Source organism: Paraburkholderia sp. TE9906 (genome assembly GCF_056279605.1).
On record NZ_JBWCCT010000003.1, the window covers coordinates 1 to 19,453 of the forward strand.

General features: G+C 64.3%; 15 protein-coding genes and 1 pseudogene. 10 read left to right on the forward strand and 6 right to left on the reverse strand.

The features are described from left to right. Positions 1-93: 93 nt before the first annotated feature. Both ACZ9H4_RS07775 and ACZ9H4_RS07780 read right to left on the reverse strand, forming a co-directional pair. Positions 94-1,074, reverse strand: a pseudogene (locus ACZ9H4_RS07775) (ABC transporter substrate-binding protein); the annotation flags it as partial. A 72-nt stretch (positions 1,075-1,146) separates the two neighbouring features. Beyond that, positions 1,147-2,391: a DUF1479 domain-containing protein gene (locus ACZ9H4_RS07780; RefSeq protein ID WP_476118663.1), complete on the reverse strand. Its 1,245-nt coding sequence runs from the start codon at positions 2,389-2,391 to the stop codon at positions 1,147-1,149. A gap of 95 nt (positions 2,392-2,486) precedes the next feature. On the opposite strand from ACZ9H4_RS07780, the gene ACZ9H4_RS07785 reads away from it, so the two are divergent. Further along, complete coding sequence (locus ACZ9H4_RS07785; protein WP_408157870.1) at positions 2,487-3,443, forward strand: helix-turn-helix domain-containing protein; 957 nt, start codon at positions 2,487-2,489, stop codon at positions 3,441-3,443. Positions 3,444-3,903: 460 nt separating this feature from the next. Here the strand turns inward: ACZ9H4_RS07785 and ACZ9H4_RS07790 are convergent, their stop codons facing one another. Then, positions 3,904-5,568 (reverse strand): ABC-F family ATP-binding cassette domain-containing protein, encoded by a 1,665-nt coding sequence (locus ACZ9H4_RS07790; RefSeq protein ID WP_476118664.1) that lies wholly within the window; start codon positions 5,566-5,568, stop codon positions 3,904-3,906. Positions 5,569-5,984: 416 nt separating this feature from the next. On the opposite strand from ACZ9H4_RS07790, the gene ACZ9H4_RS07795 reads away from it, so the two are divergent. Further along, on the forward strand, positions 5,985-7,034 hold the full coding sequence (locus ACZ9H4_RS07795; RefSeq protein ID WP_408143630.1) for an NAD(P)/FAD-dependent oxidoreductase: 1,050 nt from the start codon (positions 5,985-5,987) through the stop codon (positions 7,032-7,034). Positions 7,035-7,163: 129 nt separating this feature from the next. Here ACZ9H4_RS07795 and ACZ9H4_RS07800 read toward each other — a convergent pair whose 3' ends face one another. Next, positions 7,164-7,400, reverse strand: coding sequence for a hypothetical protein (locus ACZ9H4_RS07800; protein ID WP_408143628.1), 237 nt, complete (start codon positions 7,398-7,400; stop codon positions 7,164-7,166). Between the two features lie 234 nt (positions 7,401-7,634). Between ACZ9H4_RS07800 and ACZ9H4_RS07805 the strand changes: the two genes are divergently transcribed. From ACZ9H4_RS07805 to ACZ9H4_RS07825, 5 genes are all read left to right on the forward strand, one after another. Continuing rightward, a complete protein-coding gene (locus tag ACZ9H4_RS07805) occupies positions 7,635-9,593 on the forward strand; it encodes a PAS domain-containing hybrid sensor histidine kinase/response regulator (RefSeq protein WP_408143626.1) in 1,959 nt (652 codons plus the stop codon). A 216-nt stretch (positions 9,594-9,809) separates the two neighbouring features. Continuing rightward, the gene (locus ACZ9H4_RS07810; protein ID WP_476118666.1) at positions 9,810-11,021 is read left to right on the forward strand and encodes an acyl-CoA dehydrogenase; all 1,212 of its coding nucleotides are present in this window, start codon (positions 9,810-9,812) and stop codon (positions 11,019-11,021) included. A 23-nt stretch (positions 11,022-11,044) separates the two neighbouring features. Then, entirely contained in the window at positions 11,045-11,650 is a 606-nt protein-coding gene (locus ACZ9H4_RS07815) for an SAM-dependent methyltransferase (RefSeq protein ID WP_408143622.1), read from the forward strand. Further along, positions 11,647-12,303 carry a glycosyltransferase family 2 protein gene (locus ACZ9H4_RS07820; RefSeq protein WP_408143620.1) on the forward strand — a complete coding sequence of 219 codons (657 nt, stop codon included), beginning with the start codon at positions 11,647-11,649 and terminating at the stop codon, positions 12,301-12,303. Before ACZ9H4_RS07815 ends, ACZ9H4_RS07820 begins: the two co-directional genes overlap by 4 nt. Before the next feature lie 84 nt (positions 12,304-12,387). Continuing rightward, positions 12,388-12,894, forward strand: a complete 507-nt coding sequence (locus ACZ9H4_RS07825; protein ID WP_476118667.1) for a DUF421 domain-containing protein — start codon at positions 12,388-12,390, stop codon at positions 12,892-12,894. A 15-nt stretch (positions 12,895-12,909) separates the two neighbouring features. Here the strand turns inward: ACZ9H4_RS07825 and ACZ9H4_RS07830 are convergent, their stop codons facing one another. Further along, complete coding sequence (locus ACZ9H4_RS07830) at positions 12,910-14,307, reverse strand: MFS transporter (RefSeq protein WP_476118668.1); 1,398 nt, start codon at positions 14,305-14,307, stop codon at positions 12,910-12,912. A 229-nt stretch (positions 14,308-14,536) separates the two neighbouring features. Here ACZ9H4_RS07830 and ACZ9H4_RS07835 point away from each other — a divergent pair, with 229 nt between their 5' ends. Further along, positions 14,537-14,683 carry a hypothetical protein gene (locus ACZ9H4_RS07835; RefSeq protein WP_175165537.1) on the forward strand — a complete coding sequence of 49 codons (147 nt, stop codon included), beginning with the start codon at positions 14,537-14,539 and terminating at the stop codon, positions 14,681-14,683. Between the two features lie 272 nt (positions 14,684-14,955). Here the strand turns inward: ACZ9H4_RS07835 and ACZ9H4_RS07840 are convergent, their stop codons facing one another. Next, complete coding sequence (locus ACZ9H4_RS07840) at positions 14,956-15,102, reverse strand: hypothetical protein (protein ID WP_476118669.1); 147 nt, start codon at positions 15,100-15,102, stop codon at positions 14,956-14,958. A gap of 450 nt (positions 15,103-15,552) precedes the next feature. Here ACZ9H4_RS07840 and mprF point away from each other — a divergent pair, with 450 nt between their 5' ends. Both mprF and ACZ9H4_RS07850 read left to right on the forward strand, forming a co-directional pair. Beyond that, on the forward strand, positions 15,553-18,105 hold the full coding sequence (gene mprF / locus ACZ9H4_RS07845; protein WP_408328881.1) for a bifunctional lysylphosphatidylglycerol flippase/synthetase MprF: 2,553 nt from the start codon (positions 15,553-15,555) through the stop codon (positions 18,103-18,105). Beyond that, positions 18,102-19,367 (forward strand): virulence factor family protein, encoded by a 1,266-nt coding sequence (locus ACZ9H4_RS07850; protein WP_408157856.1) that lies wholly within the window; start codon positions 18,102-18,104, stop codon positions 19,365-19,367. Before mprF ends, ACZ9H4_RS07850 begins: the two co-directional genes overlap by 4 nt. Positions 19,368-19,453: the final 86 nt, after the last annotated feature.

Sequence of the window (19,453 nt, forward strand, 5' to 3'; positions counted from 1 at the left end):
GCGTTGAAATACCGCTCGCCACGAGCGTTTCGCCGCGCGATGGATTCAGCAACCTTAGTGTGACGCTGTGTCCGGAATTACAGGGTCAACTCCAAAATCGACTGACATGATCGTCCTGGCAAGTGCAAGCTGTCCGGCGCTCGCGTCTTTTTTACCATTCTGCTGGAAGAACACGAACGAGTCTACGGTGTAGGTGAAGGCGTTCGACGTACCCGGTGCGGCCGCGCAGATATAGTCAACGTCGGCCTTTTTGTTCGCATTCGAGAACTCGCCTTTCGCCCAGTCACCCATGAACTGCATCCCGCCAGATCCGTTGATGACCATGGCGGTGGCGAGATTCCAGTCGCGCCCGGTAGAGCCTTTGTCGAAGTAACCCTGAATCTTTCGGACAGTCTGGAACACCTGCAACATCTGCGGCGAAGTGAGTGCTTTCTGGTCGAGATCAATCATGGCCTTGCGATAAAAATCCGCGCCCTGAGACAGCACCACCGTTTCCCAGATGGTCATGTCCTGCCATGGTTGACCGCCGCGTGCGACGGCCGTAATGCCCGCAGCACGGAACTTGTCGGCGAGGGCGAAGAACTCCGGCCACGTCGTGGGTGCTTTACCGCCGACCTTATCGAGGGCTGCCTTGTTGATCCACAGCCAGTTGATCCGGTGTATCGAGAATGGCGCGGCCACATAGTGACCCTTCGACATCATGGTCTTGTTAATCTGCGCCGGCAGTTGAGCTTTCCAGTCGGTAGCCGATTTGTCTATATCGACCAGTACACCTTGATCGGCCCAGTCCTGTATCAACGGTCCCTTGATCTGTGCAGCCGAGGGTGCATTGCCTGACATGACCTGTGTCTTTAACGCGGTCATCGCAGCCGCACCCGCTCCTCCAGCTACGGCGAAGTCTTTCCACTCGTAGCCCTGTTTATTCATGTCGTCTTTAAGTACCCTGATTGCCTTCGATTCGCCACCCGAGGTCCACCAGTGCAACACGGAAAGCGATTCGGCAGCACTGGCGAGCGGTGCACCTGTGGCGAGCGCCGCCGCGACAATTGCGGCTGACATGAGCGTCCTTTGCATTGCTGTCTCCGTTAGTTTTGCTTATGAATCACCAGGCAGGCGCTCGCCACAACGGCGTGCGCCTGTTACCGCTTAGAGATCGAAACCGAGTTGGGATTTACCGAGGGGCGTCAGGTCGTCGGCGGTGGCCCGTCCGACAAAATCGACTTCGAAATGGTCGGTCGGGAAGTCCGGCGGGCTCTTGCCTTCCAGGAAGCTCGGCAGCTGGCGTTTAAGGTATTCATCGTTTTTGGCACACGCCGGCGCCGACGGGATATACATCACGTTGCTGTATCCTGCTCCGCGGTGTGCGTCTTCCACTGCGTGGATCACGTCGCTGTGCCAGAACACCGTGTCGCCCGCCTGCATGTGGGGAATCGATGACAGCGCTTCGAACAGAGGCGCGTGGAACTCCTGCTTGATCGAAAGCGCGCGGCCAGGCATCGCACCGCACAGGTCGTCGTCGGCAACATCGTCCTGAAGGGCGCGCAACAGGATATAAGCCATCGAATTCGCAATCGGCACGAGTTGCAGCGTGCCGTCGCCGGGGCCTTGCGGCGTCAACGCGGTCCACCCCTGGAACGTGCGGAACATCGAACATACTGCGGGCGACGCGATCTCTTCGACGTCCGGTCGGAACGCGGCATCGAACGGATCGTATTGACGCCAGTTGCCATCGAACACATGCCGGTACACCTTGCGGAAGTTGCCTTCGATCCACCGCTCGACCGAGCCGCCGTCGCAATGCGCGGACAGGCCCAATGACTCGGAGCCGGGTGGCCGCCGACGCATCCGGTCCGCGTAAGCCGGCACGCGCTCCGGATCGAAATGGATGCGGCCTTCACTCTCATTGCGCCACAGCCGGTTGAGAAAGACGCGCGCCGCAGTCAGCGAAGGCGCCTGACGTGCGAGCACCTGCGGCTTTGACCAGTACACGCCGTAAATCTGCGGCTTGCTCGATGCGAGCTGACCAAAGTATTTGTCTTCGGCGCGGGTTTTCAGGCGCGTATCCAGGTCGTTGCGCTCCACGTACTCCGCAATATCGCGGTCCCATCCTTCCACCAGCGAACGGTCGAACACGTTGCGGATCACGCACGCGCCGCGCGTTTTGACGAGCTCGATCTGCTCCGCGCTCACACGTTGTTCCGCGATGTCAGAGAACTGGATCTCGGGGATCACGTTTTCGCCGCGGCTGCGTTGCGCAGCAATTCTGCTGGCTTCGGCGCGGATCGCTTCATCCACTTCGGCGAAAACATCCCGGTAGTTCGGAAGGCGTTCGCGAAGCTCCTGCTTGGCCTGCCGGATGGCTGCCGGCAAATCGTCAATTTTGAGTGCCATGGTTGTCTCCTGATGGGTTCTGCCATGTCCGCAGCATAGGCTGACCACACCCATAAAAGTGATACTATTCAGTCAAGTTCTTTGCGATTTATGCCATGAAACCTGCATACGAACGCGTCGAATTCGGCGATGACTGCTCGGTCAGGGTTTACCACCGGCGTTTGCCGCGCATTCCGTTTGAATGGCACCACCATCCGGAATACGAACTGACCCTGACGCTGAATAGTCACGGCAAGCGCTATATCGGGGATTCGATTACGGACTATGTAGACGAAGATCTGGTTCTTGTGCCGCCCAATCTTCCTCACACGTGGGCGTCGAACCGCTCGATCGACTCAGCGTCTGCTCAGGTTGCAATCGTGATCTGGTTCGGCGGCGAATGGGCGCGAAGGTTATCGGATGTGTGCCCGGAATACGCGCCTTTGCGTGACCTGTTGCGTCGGGCAGCGTGCGGACTGGCCTTCGGCCGGGAGGTGGGCGCCGCAATGCACGAGCAGGTCGACAATCTGCTCTCCAGCGCCCCGCGAGAACGCCTTGCCGCTGCACTGAATGTCCTGTGCATGCTCGCTGATGCGCCCGGCGTTCCGCTTGCTTCGCCGACCGCGTTTAGCGACCGGACAGAAGGTCCTTCAGGCCACGAACCGGAACGCATCAATCGTGTGTTGTCGATGATCGACTTACGTTTCGCTGAACCGCTGCGTCTATCCGAACTGTGCGAGGCTGCCAATCTGTCGGAGCGTTCTCTGGCCCGCTACTTCGAGCAGCACATTGGAGAGAGCGTGGGGCGGTATATCACTCGGGTCAGGATTGGACATGCATGCCGGATGCTCGCGCATACCTCGACGCCCGTTTCGGTCGTTGCAACGCGCTCCGGATTTCCGAACGTTGCCAATTTCAACCGGCAGTTCAGGGCATTGAAGGAACTGACGCCCGTCGCTTATCGCAAGCAGTTTGCGGCTGGTGATATTGCGGAAACAAACATCAGTCCGCAGCTCACTGAGCGCTCACCTTCGTTGCAACGAAACCCGCGACTACCGAAATCGATTGCGTGATGGAGACACTGGCCCAACGCAAAGTCTGCATTATGATTATCAGCGGCTCTTTAAAATGTCTGGCCAGATACAGATCTCCGGCACCGCCACTAGCCGCGGAACACGCACGGCGTGATAACACCCGTTATCGCGGCAATCGTCGCGCGGCAATGAAACGGGCGCGGGCGAGGCTGGTTGAATATACTTTCTCGATTGGAATGCATGCGGCCTCAACGGTCTAAAGCGAGGTCGAGGCGCCGCGGGAGGAGCGTGGTTCGGCCGAAGCCGTCATTGGGATGGGCTGGGTTCTACGTCAGCAATGCGACTGATTGCCGACGATGGCGGCATCGAGCAATTCGGTGGCAGCATCCTGCATCAGTGCGCTCACGCTCCCGACCTTAAGCGGCCCTTCGACCCGATGCGAGGGCTGTGGCAGCTTCCAAACTGGAATTGCCGGATGGTTAGCTCAGGCGATGACCTTCTACTCCCCGGCAGCCTGCTCCCGCATGCGACGGGCTTCGTCGCGCAGGAACTGCTGGTAATCGTCCAGATCGCCGTCGAAGGGCTCGACGCCACCCTTGGTCACGAGCCAGAACTCGTCGCATACCGCGCGCAGCAGGGACCGGTCGTGACTGACCAGCATCACTGTGCCTTCGAATTCGTTGAGTGCCATGCCTAGCGCTTCGCGTGTGGCCAGGTCGAGGTGGTTGGTAGGCTCGTCGAGCAGCAGCAGGTTGGGGCGCTGCCACACGATCATGCACAACACGAGCCGCGCCTTTTCGCCGCCGCTCATCGTGCTGACCGCCTGATGGACCATGTCCCCGCTGAAGTTGAAGGTGCCGAGGAAAGTGCGAAGCGATTGTTCGGTGCCGCTCTGGCCGGGGGCACGCATGTGCGCCGGCGTGTCCCTGGCAAGGCGGATCATGTGTTCCATCGGCGTGTCGAGAGGACGCAGCACGTCGAGCTCCTGCTGTGCGAAGTAGCCGATGTTCAGGCCTTTGCCCTCGCTGATTTCGCCGGCAATCGGCGCCAGTTCGTGCGCCACCGTCTTCACCAGCGTGGACTTGCCTTGGCCGTTCGCACCGAGAATGCCGATGCGCTGCCCGGCCAGCACGGATCGGTTGATGCCCCGCACGATGACGGTCGGGGGCGTGCCGGGCGCTGCGCCGGTCGGCGCGGGGTAGCCGAAGCTCGTGTCCAGCATCGACAATAGCGGGTTCGGGACGTTGAGCGGCTCCTTGAACTCGAAGTTGAACTCCGCGTCGGCAAGCACGGGTGCGATCCTCTCCATGCGTTCGAGCGCCTTGACCCGGCTCTGCGCCTGCTTCGCCTTCGAGGCCTTGGCCTTGAAACGGTCGATGAATTTCTGCAGGTGGGCGATCTTGTCCGCCTGCCTGGCCATCGCGGCCTGCTGCAACAGCAGTTGCTCAGCGCGCATCTCTTCGAACTTGCTGTAGTTGCCGCCGTAACGCACGAGCTTGGCGTTGTCGACGTGCACCGTCACCTGCGTCACCGCGTCGAGGAATTCGCGATCGTGGCTGATCACGACCAAGGTTCCTTGATAGCGCTTGAGCCACGCTTCCAGCCAGACCAGCGCGTCGAGGTCGAGGTGATTGGTCGGCTCGTCGAGCAACAGCAGGTCGGACGGGCACATGAGCGCGCGCGCCAGCTGCAGTCGCATGCGCCAGCCGCCGGAGAAACTGTTGACCGGCTGGCTAAGCTGCGCAGCACTGAAGCCAAGGCCCAGGATCAGCGCTTGGGCACGTGCGGGGGCATCATGCGCACCGGCGTCGTGCAAAGCCATGTAGGCATGCGCCATGCGCATGCCATCGTCGTTGGCCTCAGCGGCGGTTACTTCGGCCTGCGCGGCCAGCAGTAAGGTGTCACCCTCGATGACGAAGTCGGTCGCGCTCTGCTCGGTCTCCGGCATCTCCTGCGCGACCTGGCCCATCTTCCATGCAGCGGGAATCGAGAACTCGCCGCCGTCTTCGTGCAGCGTGCCGTTGAGAAGGCCGAAGAAGGATGACTTGCCGGCGCCATTGCGGCCGACAAGGCCAATCTTTTCGCCGGGGGTGAAGGTGACGGACGCGTGGTCGAGTACGACATTGACGCCGCGGCGCAGCGTGACATTACGGACGGAAATCATAAGGGGCTACTTCGGAGAGGACAGGCATCATAGCCGACCGGACGTACAGGGCTGTCTCTTTTCTGGCCGCACGAGTGAAGAGCCGCTTGCGCTTTGCGGCGCCCAGCGCCCGCAAAGCGAGGCTGGCACTGGCGCACCGGGCGTTCCGGCTACGGGGCCAGCGAACAGACGGTGAGGGACGGCTCCTGGCCGCGTGTTGACGAACGCCTCCCGGCTGTTGCACGTCACCGCGAGCGCACTGAGGCAAAATAACTGCATACTCGCTGTGTGTATTGCCGAGCCTGGAATCATTGATTAGCGGGCCCCAAACCTGTCGCTTTTCGCCGGGGCGGGTACCTTACCAGCAGTAATGACATCGTTGCCGCGCCGCGCTCGATTCGGTATCGTGGGTCATCGACTATCCGGAGAGACCACTCATGACGCCCGCCGCAGAACCCCTTCCGGCACCCTTGCGCACCGACGTCCTGATTGTCGGCGCCGGACCCGTCGGCCTGTTTGCGGCGTTCGAGGCGGGCGTGATCGGCCTGTCCTGCCAGATCGTCGATGCGCTCGACAAGATCGGCGGCCAGTGCACCGAACTCTATCCCGACAAGCCCATCTACGATATCCCGGCGATTCCGTCCTGCACCGCGCGCGAACTGGTCGAGCGTCTGATGGCGCAATGCAAGCCGTTCGACGCGCCGATCCATCTCGAGCAGACGGTCGAGTCCGTCGAGCAGCGCGACGACGGCCGCTGGACCGTGCGCACCAATCGCGGTCTCGTGTTCGACGCTGCGGCGATTCTGCTCGCGGCGGGCAACGGCGCGTTCGTGCCGCAAAAGCTCGCGCTGCCCGAGGCGGTGCCGCTGGAGTCGCGTCACGTGCATTACAGCGTGCCGCGCCTTGCCGATTTCGCCAACAAGAACGTGGTGGTGGCCGGCGGCGGCGACTCGGCGCTCGACTGGGCGCTCGCCCTGCGCAAGGTCGCGCGGCGCGTGACGCTGGTGCACCGGCGCAGCGGTTTCAGCGCGGCCGATTCGAGCGTCGCGACGATGCGGCGCGCGGTGGAGGCGGGCGAGATGGACTTCATCGTCGGCGCGATCGCGGGGCTCACCGTCGAAGGCGATGCGCTGAAGTCGTTGACGTTGCGGCATATCGAGGGCGAGACGCGACTCGAGGCCGAACACCTCGTCGCGCTGTACGGTCTGGTTGCCGATCTCGGCCCAATCGCGCAATGGGGACTGTCGATTCACGGCGGGCGCATCGACGTCGATACGTCCAACTACGAAAGCTCCCGGCCGGGCATCTTCGCGGCCGGCGACCTCGCCAACTACCCGAATAAGCAGAAGCTGATTCTGTCTGGCTTTCACGAGGCGTCGCTGGCGCTGCGCAAGGCGTATGCGTACGCGTATCCCGAGAAGAAGCGCGTGCACGTGCATTCCAGTTACGACGCGAAGCTGGCGGAAAAGCTCGGCGCGGCTAGCTGAGCGGGCGGGCGTCGGACTGACGGCGCGGGTGTTTTCGCGCAGTGCGCGCGAGCAAAGAGAGCCTGTCTCGATGAACGCGCCACGACAGGCTCTTTCTTACCCGTTGACCAGGCTTGCCGTGATGCAGCCTTATTTTCCCTCGGGCTGACTGGCGGCAGCCGCCGCGCTCGCGGCCTTGTCTTTTTTCTTCGCTTCGTGGTGGCCGATCGCGCAGCCGGCGGCCGCGCCTGCGACGCCATGATCTCCGGCCACGTGACCGGCAACGCCGCCCACGACCGCGCCTTTGGTGCAGCCTTCGGCGTGCGCGGGGGCATGGGTGAGCACGAGCGCCGTGGCGCAGGCGAGGGTGGTAAAGGCTTGTTTCATTGGGGCTCCTGTCCGTTGCGACGAGGCGATGCCGGGAGGCTGCCGATGCGGCAACCGGTCTGGTCATCGGCACGGTAGAGGTAGCAAGCGCGGGGCCCGGCAGCCGCGCGTCCCGCCGATGCCACGACGCGCACGCGTGTTGGCGGCGCATACGCTCATCAGGTGAAACCATGAGCCCGGCAGCGCGCCGTGCGCGGTGTATCCTTTGACCGGAATCCCCTATACTTGCGCGCCATGAATCCGCTTGATATGCGTTCCCCCCACGACACCGGCAAGCATGACCGGGACCCCGCCGCAACGGCCGTCGGCCTCGATTACTGGATGCTTGTGCAGGCAATCGAGGACTACGCGATCTTCCTGCTCGATGCGAGCGGGCACATCGTCAGCTGGAACGCCGGCGCGCAGAAGCTGAAGGGCTATGCGGCGCAGGAGATCATCGGCCAGCATTTCTCGCGTTTCTATACCGAGGAAGCCGTGGCGCGCGGCTGGCCGGCCTACGAGCTGCAACAGGCGTCGCTGACCGGCCGCTTCGAGGACGAAGGCTGGCGGGTGCGCAAGGATGGCACCACCTTCTGGTCGAACGTCGTGATCACGGCGATCCGCAACGAGGCGGGCATTCTCACCGGCTTCGCCAAGATCACGCGCGACCTGACCGCGCAACGCGAGTACATGGAAGCATTGCGGCAAAGCGAGGAGCGCTTCCGTCTGCTGGTCGACAACGTCAAGGACTACGCGATCTTCATGCTCGATCCGCAAGGCTATGTGGTGAGCTGGAATGCGGGCGCCGCGCGCATCAAGGGCTATAGGCGCGAGGAAATCATCGGCAAGCATTTTTCGCTGTTCTATTTGCCGGAGGATGCGGCGGCGGGCAAGCCCGCGCGCGAACTGGCCATCGCACGGCAGCTCGGCCGCGTCGAAGACGAGGGCTGGCGCGTGCGCAAGGACGGCACGACCTTCTGGGCCAACGTCAACATTACGGCGGTGCACGACGAATCGAACCGCTTGCGCGGTTTCGCCAAGGTCACGCGCGATCTGACCGAGCGGCGTCAGCGCGAAGAACTGGAGCGTTCGGGCGAGCGCATGCGCGAGTTTCTCGCGACCCTCGCGCACGAATTGCGCAATCCGCTTGCGCCGGTGCGCAACGCCGTCGGTGTGATGCAGCTCGAGACCGGGCTGAGTCCCACGCTGGCGCGCGCGCGCGATCTGATCGACCGGCAGGTGACGCACCTGACGCGGCTGGTGGACGATCTGCTCGATGTCGGCCGGATCATGTCGAACAAGGTCGAACTGCGCCTCGCGCGCGTCGATCTGGGCGAACTGGTGACGCGCGCGGTCGAAGCGGCGCGGCCATTCATCGATGCGCACGAGCAGCAGGTGGTATCGCATTTGCCGTACGAATCGGTGTCGCTGCGCGGCGACATGACGCGACTCGTGCAGGTGCTGCAAAACCTGCTGCACAACGCGTCGAAATTCTCGCCGCCCGGCAGCCGTATCGACATCGCGGGCCGCGTCGAGCAACGGATGGCGGTGCTCGAAGTGCGCGACTCGGGATGCGGCATTCCGCTGGGCTCGCTCGACAGGATCTTCGAACTGTTCGCGCAGGAAAAGGACTGCCAGAATTCGGGCGAAGGCGGGCTCGGCATCGGTCTCACGCTGTGCAAATCGCTCGTCGACATGCACGGCGGCAGCATTATCGCGACTAGCGACGGGCCGGGCTGCGGCAGCACGTTCACGCTGAGTTTGCCGCTCGCCGCCGCGCCGTCCGACGCCCCGGCCGACGAAGCGAACGCGGCCGCGTCCGAGGTGAAGCCGCTGCGGATCCTGCTGGTCGACGACAACCGCGACTCCGCCGACAGTCTCGCGATGCTGCTTGAACTCAAAGGCCATGAAGTGCGCATCGCGTACGAGGGCGAGCAGGCGCTGCAGATCGCGCCGCGTTTCGTGCCTCATCTTGCCGTGATCGACATCGCGATGCCGAAGATGGATGGGTATGCGACGCTCGCGGCCTTGCGTCAAATGCCCGAGCTTGCCGGGACGATGTACGCCGCGATGACCGGCTTCGGCCATGCAAGCGATCGCGACCGGACGCGCGAGGCCGGTTTTCACGCGCATCTGGTGAAGCCGGTGGAACTCGCGCTGTTCGATACGCTGCTCGCGCAGGTCGAAGCGCGGCGCGGCGGCGGTGCCGGCTGACGGTTGGTTCGTCGGCTGGGTTAGCTCGACTCAAGCTCCTGCCGTCACGGTGCGCGGAGTTGCGCAGCATCATCCTTCCTGTTTCCCGACTTTCCTGAAACACAGCTATGTGGCCGGGCGTTCGGCGCCTGAGGCACGTCACTTGCTGTAGGTCTGCATGGGCAGCGGCCGGCCAACGTCCGCGCTCAGCAGTTCCAACCGTTTCAGGGAGGCAGAATGCTCGATACGCGTGACCAGACGACCTGCGTGGCTGGCGTCAATGCGCGGCGCTCGCCGGGGCCGGGCGGCAGTGGCGGCCGCGAATCACATCCCGCCACGCCCCCGACAGCACTGCCGCCGCGCCATCCGCCGAGCGAGGGGAAAACTGCCGAATCGCTTGAAGAATTTCTCCACGCCACGCGTTTCGATCCCGACGACCCCGCCGCGCTCGGGGACATGTTGCGCGCACTGGTCGAATGCGGCTACGACCGCGCGCCATTCCTGCCCTTGCCAGGGCACGGCCAGACATTGATCCGCTGGCGCGCGCTGGCGGCCGTGGCCGCGTGCGATCTCGGCCTCGTCAAACTGTTCGAAGGCCATACCGACGCGCTCGCGATCCTCGCCGAACTACATGGCCCCATGCCGCCAGCGGCGAGCCGCTGGGCTGTCTGGGCCGCCGAGCCGCCCGATGCACGGGTGCAGGTGCTGAATGTGGACAAAGTAGGAATCCGAAGCGAAGAAGGGCAGGTTCGATTGATGGGCACCAAGGCCTGGTGTTCGGGCGCGAGAAGCGTTAGCCATGCGCTCGTTACCGCATGGCTGCATGACGAACCTGTGCTGGTCGCCGTCGCGATGGACCAGGCATCGATCGCGATCGATACCTCGAAGTGGCGGGCGGTCGGCATGCAGGCCACCGCGAGCGCCGACGTCAGCTTCGATGGCACGCCGGCCGCCCTGGTTGGCGCGCCGCATGCGTATGTGCGCCGTCCCGGCTTCTGGCACGGCGGCGCAGGCATTGCCGCGTGCTGGTACGGCGCGGCGGCGCAGATCGGCCGGACGTTGCGCGATGCGTGCGCGCAGCGCGCCGATCCGCATCGCCTCGCGCACCTCGGCGCGGTCGAGGTCGCATTGCAAGCGGCGGCTGCCGTATTGCGCGAGACCGCCGCCCATATCGATGCGAATCCCCTCGCGGATGCGCAACGTGAAGCGATGCGTGCCCGCCTCGTGGTCGAAGAAGCGGCAACGGCGGTGATGCATCACGCGACGCGTGCGCTCGGCGCGGGGCCGTTGTGCCGCGATGCGCGCTTCGCACGCGCGCTGGCGGATCTGCCCGTATTTCTGCGCCAAAGTCACGCGGAACGCGACCTCGCGGCACTCGGCGAATGGGTGGCCTCGGGCCACGGCGGCGATACGCCGATGTACGGTGGAGGTGCGCCGTGGACACTCTGATTCCATGCCCGAGGGTCGCTGAGATGAACTCGACGGTGCTGTACTTCGATCATCTCTACCAGCAGAGCGACGATCCGTGGAAGCTGCGCGAAGGCTGGTATGAACGCCGCAAGCGTTCGCTCACGCTCGCCTTGCTGCCGCGGCCACGCTATCGGAATGCGTTCGAACCCGGCTGCGCGAACGGCGAATTGACTGTCGAACTTGCGACGCGCTGCGACACGCTGCTCGCCGCCGATCTGCACGAGCGGGCCGTAGCGCTCGCGCGCGAGCGTGTGGCCGGTGCGCCGCAAGTCCGTGTCGAACAGCGCATGGTGCCGCGTGAATGGCCGACCGAAGCCGGACCCTTCGATCTGATCGTCATCAGCGAATTCGCGTATTACCTCGCTGCAGCCGAGCTGGAAACGCTGGCTGCGCGGATCGCCGCGTCGCTGACGACGGACGGCACGCTGCTCGCCTGTCACTGGCGCCGGCCCTTCGCCGAAGCGCTCGAATCCGCCGACGCCGCGCATGCGTTGTTCGATGCGCGCTGCGGCCTGTCGCGTCTCGCGCATCACGACGAAGCCGATCTGCTGATCGACGTCTGGTCGCGCGACGCACGTTCGGTAGCGCAACGCGAGGGGCTCCTATGATCGGCGTGATCGTTCCGGCACATAACGAAGAGGCGTTGCTGGCGCCTTGCCTCGCGGCGCTGATCGAAGCGTCGCGCCACGAAGACCTGGCGGGCGAGGCCGTGCGCATCGTGGTCGTGCTCGACGCGTGCAGCGATTTTTCCGGCGCGATCGCGCGGGCGTACGGCATCGAAACGCTGACGGTGAAGGCGCGCAACGTCGGCATCGCGCGTGCGAGCGGCGCCGATCTGCTGCTCGCGGACGGCGCCCGCTGGCTTGCGTTCACCGATGCCGACAGCCGCGTGTCGCCAGGCTGGCTCGTCGCGCAGCTCGCGCTCGACGCAGACGCGGTGTGCGGCTCGATTGCGGTCGACGACTGGAGCGCGCACCCGCACAGTGTGCGCGAATACTTTCGCAAGACGTACGTGGATGCCGACGGCCACCGGCACATTCACGGCGCGAACCTCGGCGTGTCGGCCGATGCTTACCGGCGTGCCGGCGGCTTTCCGCCATTGAGGTGCAGTGAAGACGTCGCGCTCGTCGACCGGCTGATTGCGATCGGCGCGCACATCGCCTGGAGCGCCGCACCGCGCGTGATCACGAGTGCGCGCGCAGCGGCACGTGCGCACGGCGGCTTCGGCGATACGCTGGTTGCGTGGGCCGCCGCCGGGTAGCGCGCACGACGCGTTCGTGCGGCGCGCCGGATTTGCTTCGGATACCAGAAGATCGGGACGGCGGCACGCCGCGAGGAGGGCGACATGATGGACGCAATCTTCATTCTGTTCGGCGAGGGCAGGAATCTCGACCCCTTGCAGATGGGCATGCGCTCGATCATCGTGTTCGTGATCGCGCTCGTGCTGATCAGGGTGTCGGGCCGACGCTCGTTCGGGCAACGCTCGCCGTTCGATTCGGTCGTGGTGATCCTGCTCGGCGCGACGCTGAGCCGGGCGATCGTCGGCGCGTCGCCGTTCGTCGCGACGGTGGCGGCGTCGTTCGTGATCGTCGCGAGCCATCGCGTGCTGGCGTGGGCCTGCATGCGCTCGCGCACGGTCGAGCGGCTGGTGGGCGGCGTCGAACGCGAGGTGTTCAGCAACGGCCGGTTCAACGTGCGTGAGATGGACGCCGCGTTGATATCGACCACCGATGTCGAGGAAAGCGTGCGGCAGAAAACCGGCTCGCGCTCGATGGATGACGTGGCCGCGGCGATTCTCGAACGTAATGGCGAGGTGAGCGTGATCCGCAAGCGGGTGCGAAAAACCGCCTGAACAAAGGCGCGTCGTTCAGCCTCGGCCACCGCGCGCGATCTCTTCGCCAGCGCCGCGCGGCATGCGCAGCGTGACCGGAATCGATGCGAACGAGCACAGGCCGACCACGAGGAACGCGGGCCAGAAATCCGACCACACGATGCTCGGATGGCCATGCAGCATGCGTGACAACTGCAGCACGATACCGCCCACGGTGACGCCGAGGCCTAGCGACATCTGCTGCACGACGCTGCCGAGGCTCGTTGCGCGCCCCACGTCGCGGCTGGCGATCTCCGCATAGGTCAGCGAGTTCAGACTCGTGAACTGCAGCGCGGGGAAGAAGCCGCCGAGCAGCACGACGACCCAGATGATCCACGTCGGTGTGCTCGGGAAAAACAGCCCGCACGCCGCGATCGAGAGTCCCGACAGCGCGGCGTTGACCACCAGCACCGAACGGAAGCCGAAGCGGCGCAGCACGCTGGAGGCGACCGTGCGCATGAACATGCCGCCGAACGCGGACGCGCACGTGATCAGACCGGATTGGAACGCGCTCATGCCATGGCCTTCCTGCAGCATCAGCGGCAACAGAAACGGCAGGGCGCCCAGGCCGATGCGAAACAGCGAACCGCCGAGCACGCTGGCCTGGAACGTCGGCACCTTGAAAAAGCGCAGGTCCAGCAGCGGAAGTTTGACGCGCTGCGCGTAGGCGACATAAATCACGAGCAGCACGGCGCCGATTGCGCACATGCCGAACGCGTCGGCGTTGGGAATCATTTCGCCGCCCACCAGTGACAGACCGAGCAGAAGCAGCACCGCGCCCGCGGCGGACAACAGAAAACCGATCCAGTCGAGTGGGCCCGGATGTGGCTCGCGCGTGTTGGCGATGTACTTGTTGGTCAGATAGATGCCGAGGATGCCGATCGGCACGTTGATGAAGAAGATCAGGCGCCAGTGCAGATAGGTCGTGATGAAGCCGCCGAGCAGCGGGCCGGCCGCCGGGCCGAGCATCGCGGGTACGCTCAGATAGTTCATCGCGCGGATGAAGTCGGCTTTATGGACCACGCGAAAGATGATGATCCGCCCGACCGGCACCATCATGGCGCCGCCGACGCCCTGCACGAAGCGTGCGAGCGTGAAGGTGGCGAGCGAGTTCGACGCAGCGCACAGCAGCGAGCCGGTCACGAAAATGCCGATCGCGGTACGGAAAATCGTGCGCGCGCCGAACCGGTCGGCCAGCCAGCCACACACGGGGATGAACACGCCGAGTCCGAGCACGTAGCTCGTCACGGCGATTTTCAGCGTGACCGGATCGCGCCCGAAGTCGCGCGCCATGGCCGGCAGCGCGGTGACGATCACGTTGGCATCGACGCTCTCCATGAACATCGCACACGCGACGATAAGGGGCGCAATCAGAGCTTTTTCGGCGACGGTCATGAAGACGGGCTGCGGCGGACGGTCGCAGGCAAAAGGGTCATTATTGCATCCGATTGGTGCGGATGGTTAATAGGCGGGCTAATGATGGTGCCCCTTTCACGTAATCGGCCTCAGCCGTTGTGACCGTGGCGCAACAGTGGCGTCACATTTTTTAAAGTTGTTGCAGTGCGGCAGGAGAAGGCTATAATCGGGTTGTTACCTAGGTATAAACCCTATACAGGAATCCGCCATGAACACCGCTTCCAACGCCGTCGCCCGTACTACTCCCGCTGCCACCACGCTGTTCGGCAAACTGCGCGCGCTGGCGCTGCATGCGCTGAACCTGCACCTGCAAAACTGCGCAGTCATGGCGGAAGCTTATCGCCGCCCGCTGTAAGAACGGCGTCGTGCGCCATCCTTGCCTGGAAGGCAGGGCAGGCGCGAGAAGGCACCGACCGGCGAATACGTGGAAATCGCGTTTTCAGGTCGTTCGAGGCGACGTTTAGCCGTCGCTCATCGCAGCCGCCCGCTTTTATAGCGGGCGTTGTGTTATCTGCGCCGGGATAATTGAGGGGGTGGCCCAAAGCTTAAGGGCCAGATGCGCGTTCGTTCGGTCCGTGTGCCTCTATCAGCAGGGCTTGCGGCGCGCACCCGCTGTGCCTGTGCGTCTTATTCGTCGATGCCGCTGCTCGACGCTATCGACACTGCCACCCGTTTCCTGGTCGCACGCGTGGTCAAGCCGCTCATCAGCAGCACCATGGACACCAGTCCGACCAGGTAAATCCCGGCCATCGCCCAATCCTGTTGCGCCATCATCGTTCTCCTTCAAATACAGGACTCGCACGGTCAATCTCCGGTATTTCACCGCGCCATTGCTTGCGATTACGGCACATGGATAGAAAAGCTTGATGCTGCAAACCGCCGTTTGAAAACCATTCTGGCAAAAATCGGCGGGAACGCGGCGCCGAATTGCCGGTAATAGGGCAGGGTTAACGTTTAAACCGCGCAACCCCTTGTGCGCACGGAGCCTCGCAGGCCATTCCGATCCGCCCGGAAAATATTCCCGCTTATTTCGTTCGATCGAATTAAATGCCGGCGATATAGCCCGCGCTGTCAACCTTTTGCATACTTTGCCGTTATCCCTTTGTAATCGCCAGATCCGGCGACGCAGCGATGGACGATCCGTCGCCGCGACAGCTCCATGCAAGGCCCCCCGCATTGACCATGTTCCATCGACATAACAATAGATTCGACCGGCCACGCGCAATGTTCGAACGTATCTCAAAGACGCTTGGCAACCGGGGAATGCTCTCGCCCGTACTCGCCCTCGTGATTTGCGGATTGCTGCTGGTGGTCTTGCAGCATCTGTCGCAAGCGGTCGACTATCGCTCGGTGATGCGTGAGTTGCGTGAACTCACGGCCGGCGAGTGGGCCGCCGCGCTCGGCGCCACCGCGCTCAGCTACGTGGCGCTGGTCGGGCGCGACGCCGTCGGCTTGCGCTATCTCGGCACGACGGTGCCGCGCGTGGCGTTGTGGATCGGCGCGACCGCGGGCTCGGCGCTCGGCAATGCGACCGGCTTCGGCGCGTTGACGGGCGGCGCCGTCCGTGCGCGCGTGTATGGCGTCGCGAACCTCACGCCCGTGCAGATCGGCCGCATGACGGTGTTCACGAGCGTGTCGCTGGCGCTTGCGCTGGTGCTGATGACGGCGCTCGGGATGGTCGGCATGGCCGGGCAGCTCGCACCGATGCTGCACCTCACGCCGCTCACGCTGCGCTGGATCGGCGTGGCGCTGCTGATCGCGCTTACGCTCGTGGCTGCCGCGTGCCGCCGCGACACCCGGCCGGTACGCACGCGCTGGCAGTGGCTCTCGTTCGATATTCCGGCGCGCCGCGATCTGCTCGCGCAGGTGGCCCTCGCGGTCCTCGACGTGGTGGCCGCGGGCCTTGCTTTGTGGGCGCTGCTGCCCCACGCGAACGTGAGCTTCGTCACTTTCATCACGGTCTATGCCGCTGCGATGCTGCTCGGCATGATCGGCCACACGCCCGGCGGCGTCGGCGTATTCGAAGCGGCCATGGTGTTCACGCTGAGCGGCAGCGTGCAAACGCACCAGATGGTGGCGGCGCTCCTCGCTTATCGCGCGATTTATTTCGGTGTCCCGTTGATCGTCTCGGCGGCATTGCTCGCGGGCTTCGAAGGCCGCGCCCTCAAAGGGCGCTTGCCGTTTCTCGACGCGGCGGGTGCATCGAAACTCGCGCCGCTGTTTCTGAGCCTCGTCACGTTCGTGGTCGGCGGGATGCTGGTGATTTCCAGCGCGACGCCCGCGTTCTGGCAGCGCATTCACATCCTGCGCGACATGGTGCCGTTGTGGGTCCTCGAAAGCTCGCAGATGCTGTGCAGCGTGCTGGGCGTGCTGCTGCTGTTCGTCGCGCGTGGTTTGCTGCGCCGTCTGGACGCCGCGTGGTGGATGACGCTGCTGCTCGCGGTGCTGAGCCTCGCGCTGTCGCTGACCAAGGGCCTCGCCTTCGTCGAGGCGAGCGTGCTCGGCATGCTGATCGTGCTGCTGCTGTCGACGCGCCGGCGTTTCAACCGTCATTCATCGCTGTTCGCCGAGCGCTTCACGGCGGGTTGGCTGGTGTCGGTTGCGATGGTGCTGATGCTCGCCACGTGGGTGATGCTGTTTGCCTTTCGCGACGTGCCGTACACGCGCGACTTGTGGTGGCAATTCGCCTTCGACGAACGCGCGCCGCGCGCGCTGCGCGCGACGCTGGCCGCGAGCCTGTTCGCCGCGACTTTTTCGTTCTGGCAATTGCTGCGTCCGGCGCCGGGCCGCTTCGTCAAACCGGCGCCGGAGGATCTGCATGACGCGGCGCGCATCGTGCGCGCGCAGGAGCGCAGCGACGCCGGTCTCGCGCTGATGGGCGACAAGAGCTTTCTTTTTTCGGAGTCGCGCCAGGCGTTTCTGATGTACGCGAAATATGGCCGCACGTGGGCCGCGCTGCATGATCCGGTGGGACCGCGCGAGGAATGGGCCGGCCTGATCAGCAAGTTCGTCGCGCTCGCGCACGCGCACGGCGGGCGCGCGGCGTTCTATCAGGTCCGCGCCAACGCGTTGCCGCTTTATCTCGATGCAGGCCTCACGCTGATGAAGCTCGGCGAGGAAGCGCACGTCGTGCTCGACGATTTCGATCTGAAGGGCTCGCATCGCGCGCATCTGCGCTATGCGCTCAAACGTGGCGAGCGCGACGGCTTCACCGTCGAAGTGATCGATCAGGCGAACGTGCCGGCGTCGCTCGAAACGCTCCGCGGGATTTCCGACGGCTGGCTCGGCAGCCGCGACGCGCGCGAGAAGAGCTTCTCGGTGGCCGCGTTCAACGACGAGTACCTGGCCGCGCAATCGGTGATGCTGGTGCGCCAGAACGGCGAGCCCGTCGCGTTCGTCACGTTCATGACCACCGATCTGAACACCGAAGCGACAGTCGGCGTGATGCGGCACGTGGAGAGCGCGTCGCCGTACGCGATGGAATACCTGTTCACGCAACTGGCGCTGCATCTGAAGCAGGCGGGTTTCCGCTCGCTCAGTCTCGGCATCGCGCCGCTTTCCGGCATGCAGCCGACGCCGCTCGCGTCGCGCTGGCATCGGCTGGCCGGCATCGTGTGGCGCTTCGGCGGCCGCTTCTATAACTTCCGCGGACTGCGTGCTTTCAAGAGCAAGTTCCAGCCGCATTGGGAGCCGCGCTATCTCGCGGCGTCGGGTTCGGTGGGCGTGTTCTTCACGCTCGCGGACCTGTCATTGCTGGCAGGAGGCCGGCGTTCATGACTTTGCATTCGATTTTCAAGCTCGCCGTCGCGGCGAGCCTCGTGACCTGCGGCGCGCTCGCGCAGGCAGCGACCACCACGGTGCCCGGCGGCCGCTATGGCGACGTCACCGTGACGCAGCCAGAGGGTCCGTTGCGCGGTTTCGTGGTGCTGTACTCGCAAGCCGGCGGCTGGAGCGCCGCCGACCAGCAAAGCGCCGATGCGCTCGCGAAAGCGGGGGCGTTGACCGTTGGCGTGGATACCGCGCGCTACGCGGCCAACCTGAAAGCGAAGAAGGAAACCTGCCATCAACTCGTGGGCGACGCCGAAGCGTTGAGCCACCAGCTCGAACGGCAATCGCAGTCGAGCCACTATTTCGCGCCGATCGTCGCGGGCACGGGCCAGGGCGCGACGCTCGCGATGCACGTGCTCGAACAGGCGCCGTCCAACACGATTGCCGGCGCGGTCTCGGTGGATGCCGAGCACACGCTCGACGTACGCTTCAACCCATGCCCGCCGGACCCGACGGTGATCCGCGACAAGGTGCCGGGCTTCGTCGAAAAGGCGAGCACGGGCAATGCCGATCGCGCGCGTCTCGTCGCGTTGCTCACGCCGCATCTGCAAGCGGTATCGACGAGCGACGACGACGTCTCCGATCTGCCGCTGATCGAGTTGCCGGCCGCGCATCCGAACGGTCTGATGGCGATCGTCATTTCCGGCGACGGCGGCTGGCGCGATCTCGACAAGACCATCGCGCAAGCGTTGCAGAAGGACGGTGTCTCGGTGATCGGTTGGGACAGCCTGCGCTATTTCTGGAGCGAGAAGCCGCCCGCGCAGACGAGCCGTGATCTCGCGCGCGTGATGCAGACCTACGGTGCGCGCTGGAACGCGCAGCACATCGCGCTGGTCGGCTATTCGTTCGGCGCGGACGTGATGCCGTTCGCGTACAACCGTTTGCCGCAAGCGCAGCGTGCGAAGGTGTCGTTGATCGCGTTGCTCGGCTTTGCGCCAGACGCCGATTTTCAGATCCGGGTGGGGGGGTGGCTCGGCATGCCCGCGAGCGACAAAGCTTTGAAGGTGCGGCCGGAATTGACGAAAGTGCCGCCTGCGATCGTCCAGTGCTTCTACGGTGCGGACGAGGAAGACACGTTGTGCCCGGCGCTCGACAAGACCGGCATCGAGGTGATTCGCACGTCGGGCGATCATCATTTCGGCGGCAACTATAACGCGTTGGAGAGACATATCCTCAGCGCCTTCAGGAAGCAGAGCGGTGTGGCTGATTGATTGCCGCATGACGTGATGTGGGCTCGCGGAGTGCGCGAGTCCGCGAGCGAGCCTCATCCTCGGGTGCTGCACGTCGAAGCCCGCTC

Coding starts and splice junctions, on each gene's coding strand:
- ACZ9H4_RS07780 (WP_476118663.1), bottom strand. CDS start 2,391: ATGGCACTCAAAATTGACGATTTGCCGGCAGCCATCCGGCAGGCCAAG.
- ACZ9H4_RS07785 (WP_408157870.1), top strand. CDS start 2,487: ATGAAACCTGCATACGAACGCGTCGAATTCGGCGATGACTGCTCGGTC.
- ACZ9H4_RS07790 (WP_476118664.1), bottom strand. CDS start 5,568: ATGATTTCCGTCCGTAATGTCACGCTGCGCCGCGGCGTCAATGTCGTA.
- ACZ9H4_RS07795 (WP_408143630.1), top strand. CDS start 5,985: ATGACGCCCGCCGCAGAACCCCTTCCGGCACCCTTGCGCACCGACGTC.
- ACZ9H4_RS07800 (WP_408143628.1), bottom strand. CDS start 7,400: ATGAAACAAGCCTTTACCACCCTCGCCTGCGCCACGGCGCTCGTGCTC.
- ACZ9H4_RS07805 (WP_408143626.1), top strand. CDS start 7,635: ATGAATCCGCTTGATATGCGTTCCCCCCACGACACCGGCAAGCATGAC.
- ACZ9H4_RS07810 (WP_476118666.1), top strand. CDS start 9,810: ATGCTCGATACGCGTGACCAGACGACCTGCGTGGCTGGCGTCAATGCG.
- ACZ9H4_RS07815 (WP_408143622.1), top strand. CDS start 11,045: ATGAACTCGACGGTGCTGTACTTCGATCATCTCTACCAGCAGAGCGAC.
- ACZ9H4_RS07820 (WP_408143620.1), top strand. CDS start 11,647: ATGATCGGCGTGATCGTTCCGGCACATAACGAAGAGGCGTTGCTGGCG.
- ACZ9H4_RS07825 (WP_476118667.1), top strand. CDS start 12,388: ATGATGGACGCAATCTTCATTCTGTTCGGCGAGGGCAGGAATCTCGAC.
- ACZ9H4_RS07830 (WP_476118668.1), bottom strand. CDS start 14,307: ATGACCGTCGCCGAAAAAGCTCTGATTGCGCCCCTTATCGTCGCGTGT.
- ACZ9H4_RS07835 (WP_175165537.1), top strand. CDS start 14,537: ATGAACACCGCTTCCAACGCCGTCGCCCGTACTACTCCCGCTGCCACC.
- ACZ9H4_RS07840 (WP_476118669.1), bottom strand. CDS start 15,102: ATGATGGCGCAACAGGATTGGGCGATGGCCGGGATTTACCTGGTCGGA.
- mprF (WP_408328881.1), top strand. CDS start 15,553: ATGTTCGAACGTATCTCAAAGACGCTTGGCAACCGGGGAATGCTCTCG.
- ACZ9H4_RS07850 (WP_408157856.1), top strand. CDS start 18,102: ATGACTTTGCATTCGATTTTCAAGCTCGCCGTCGCGGCGAGCCTCGTG.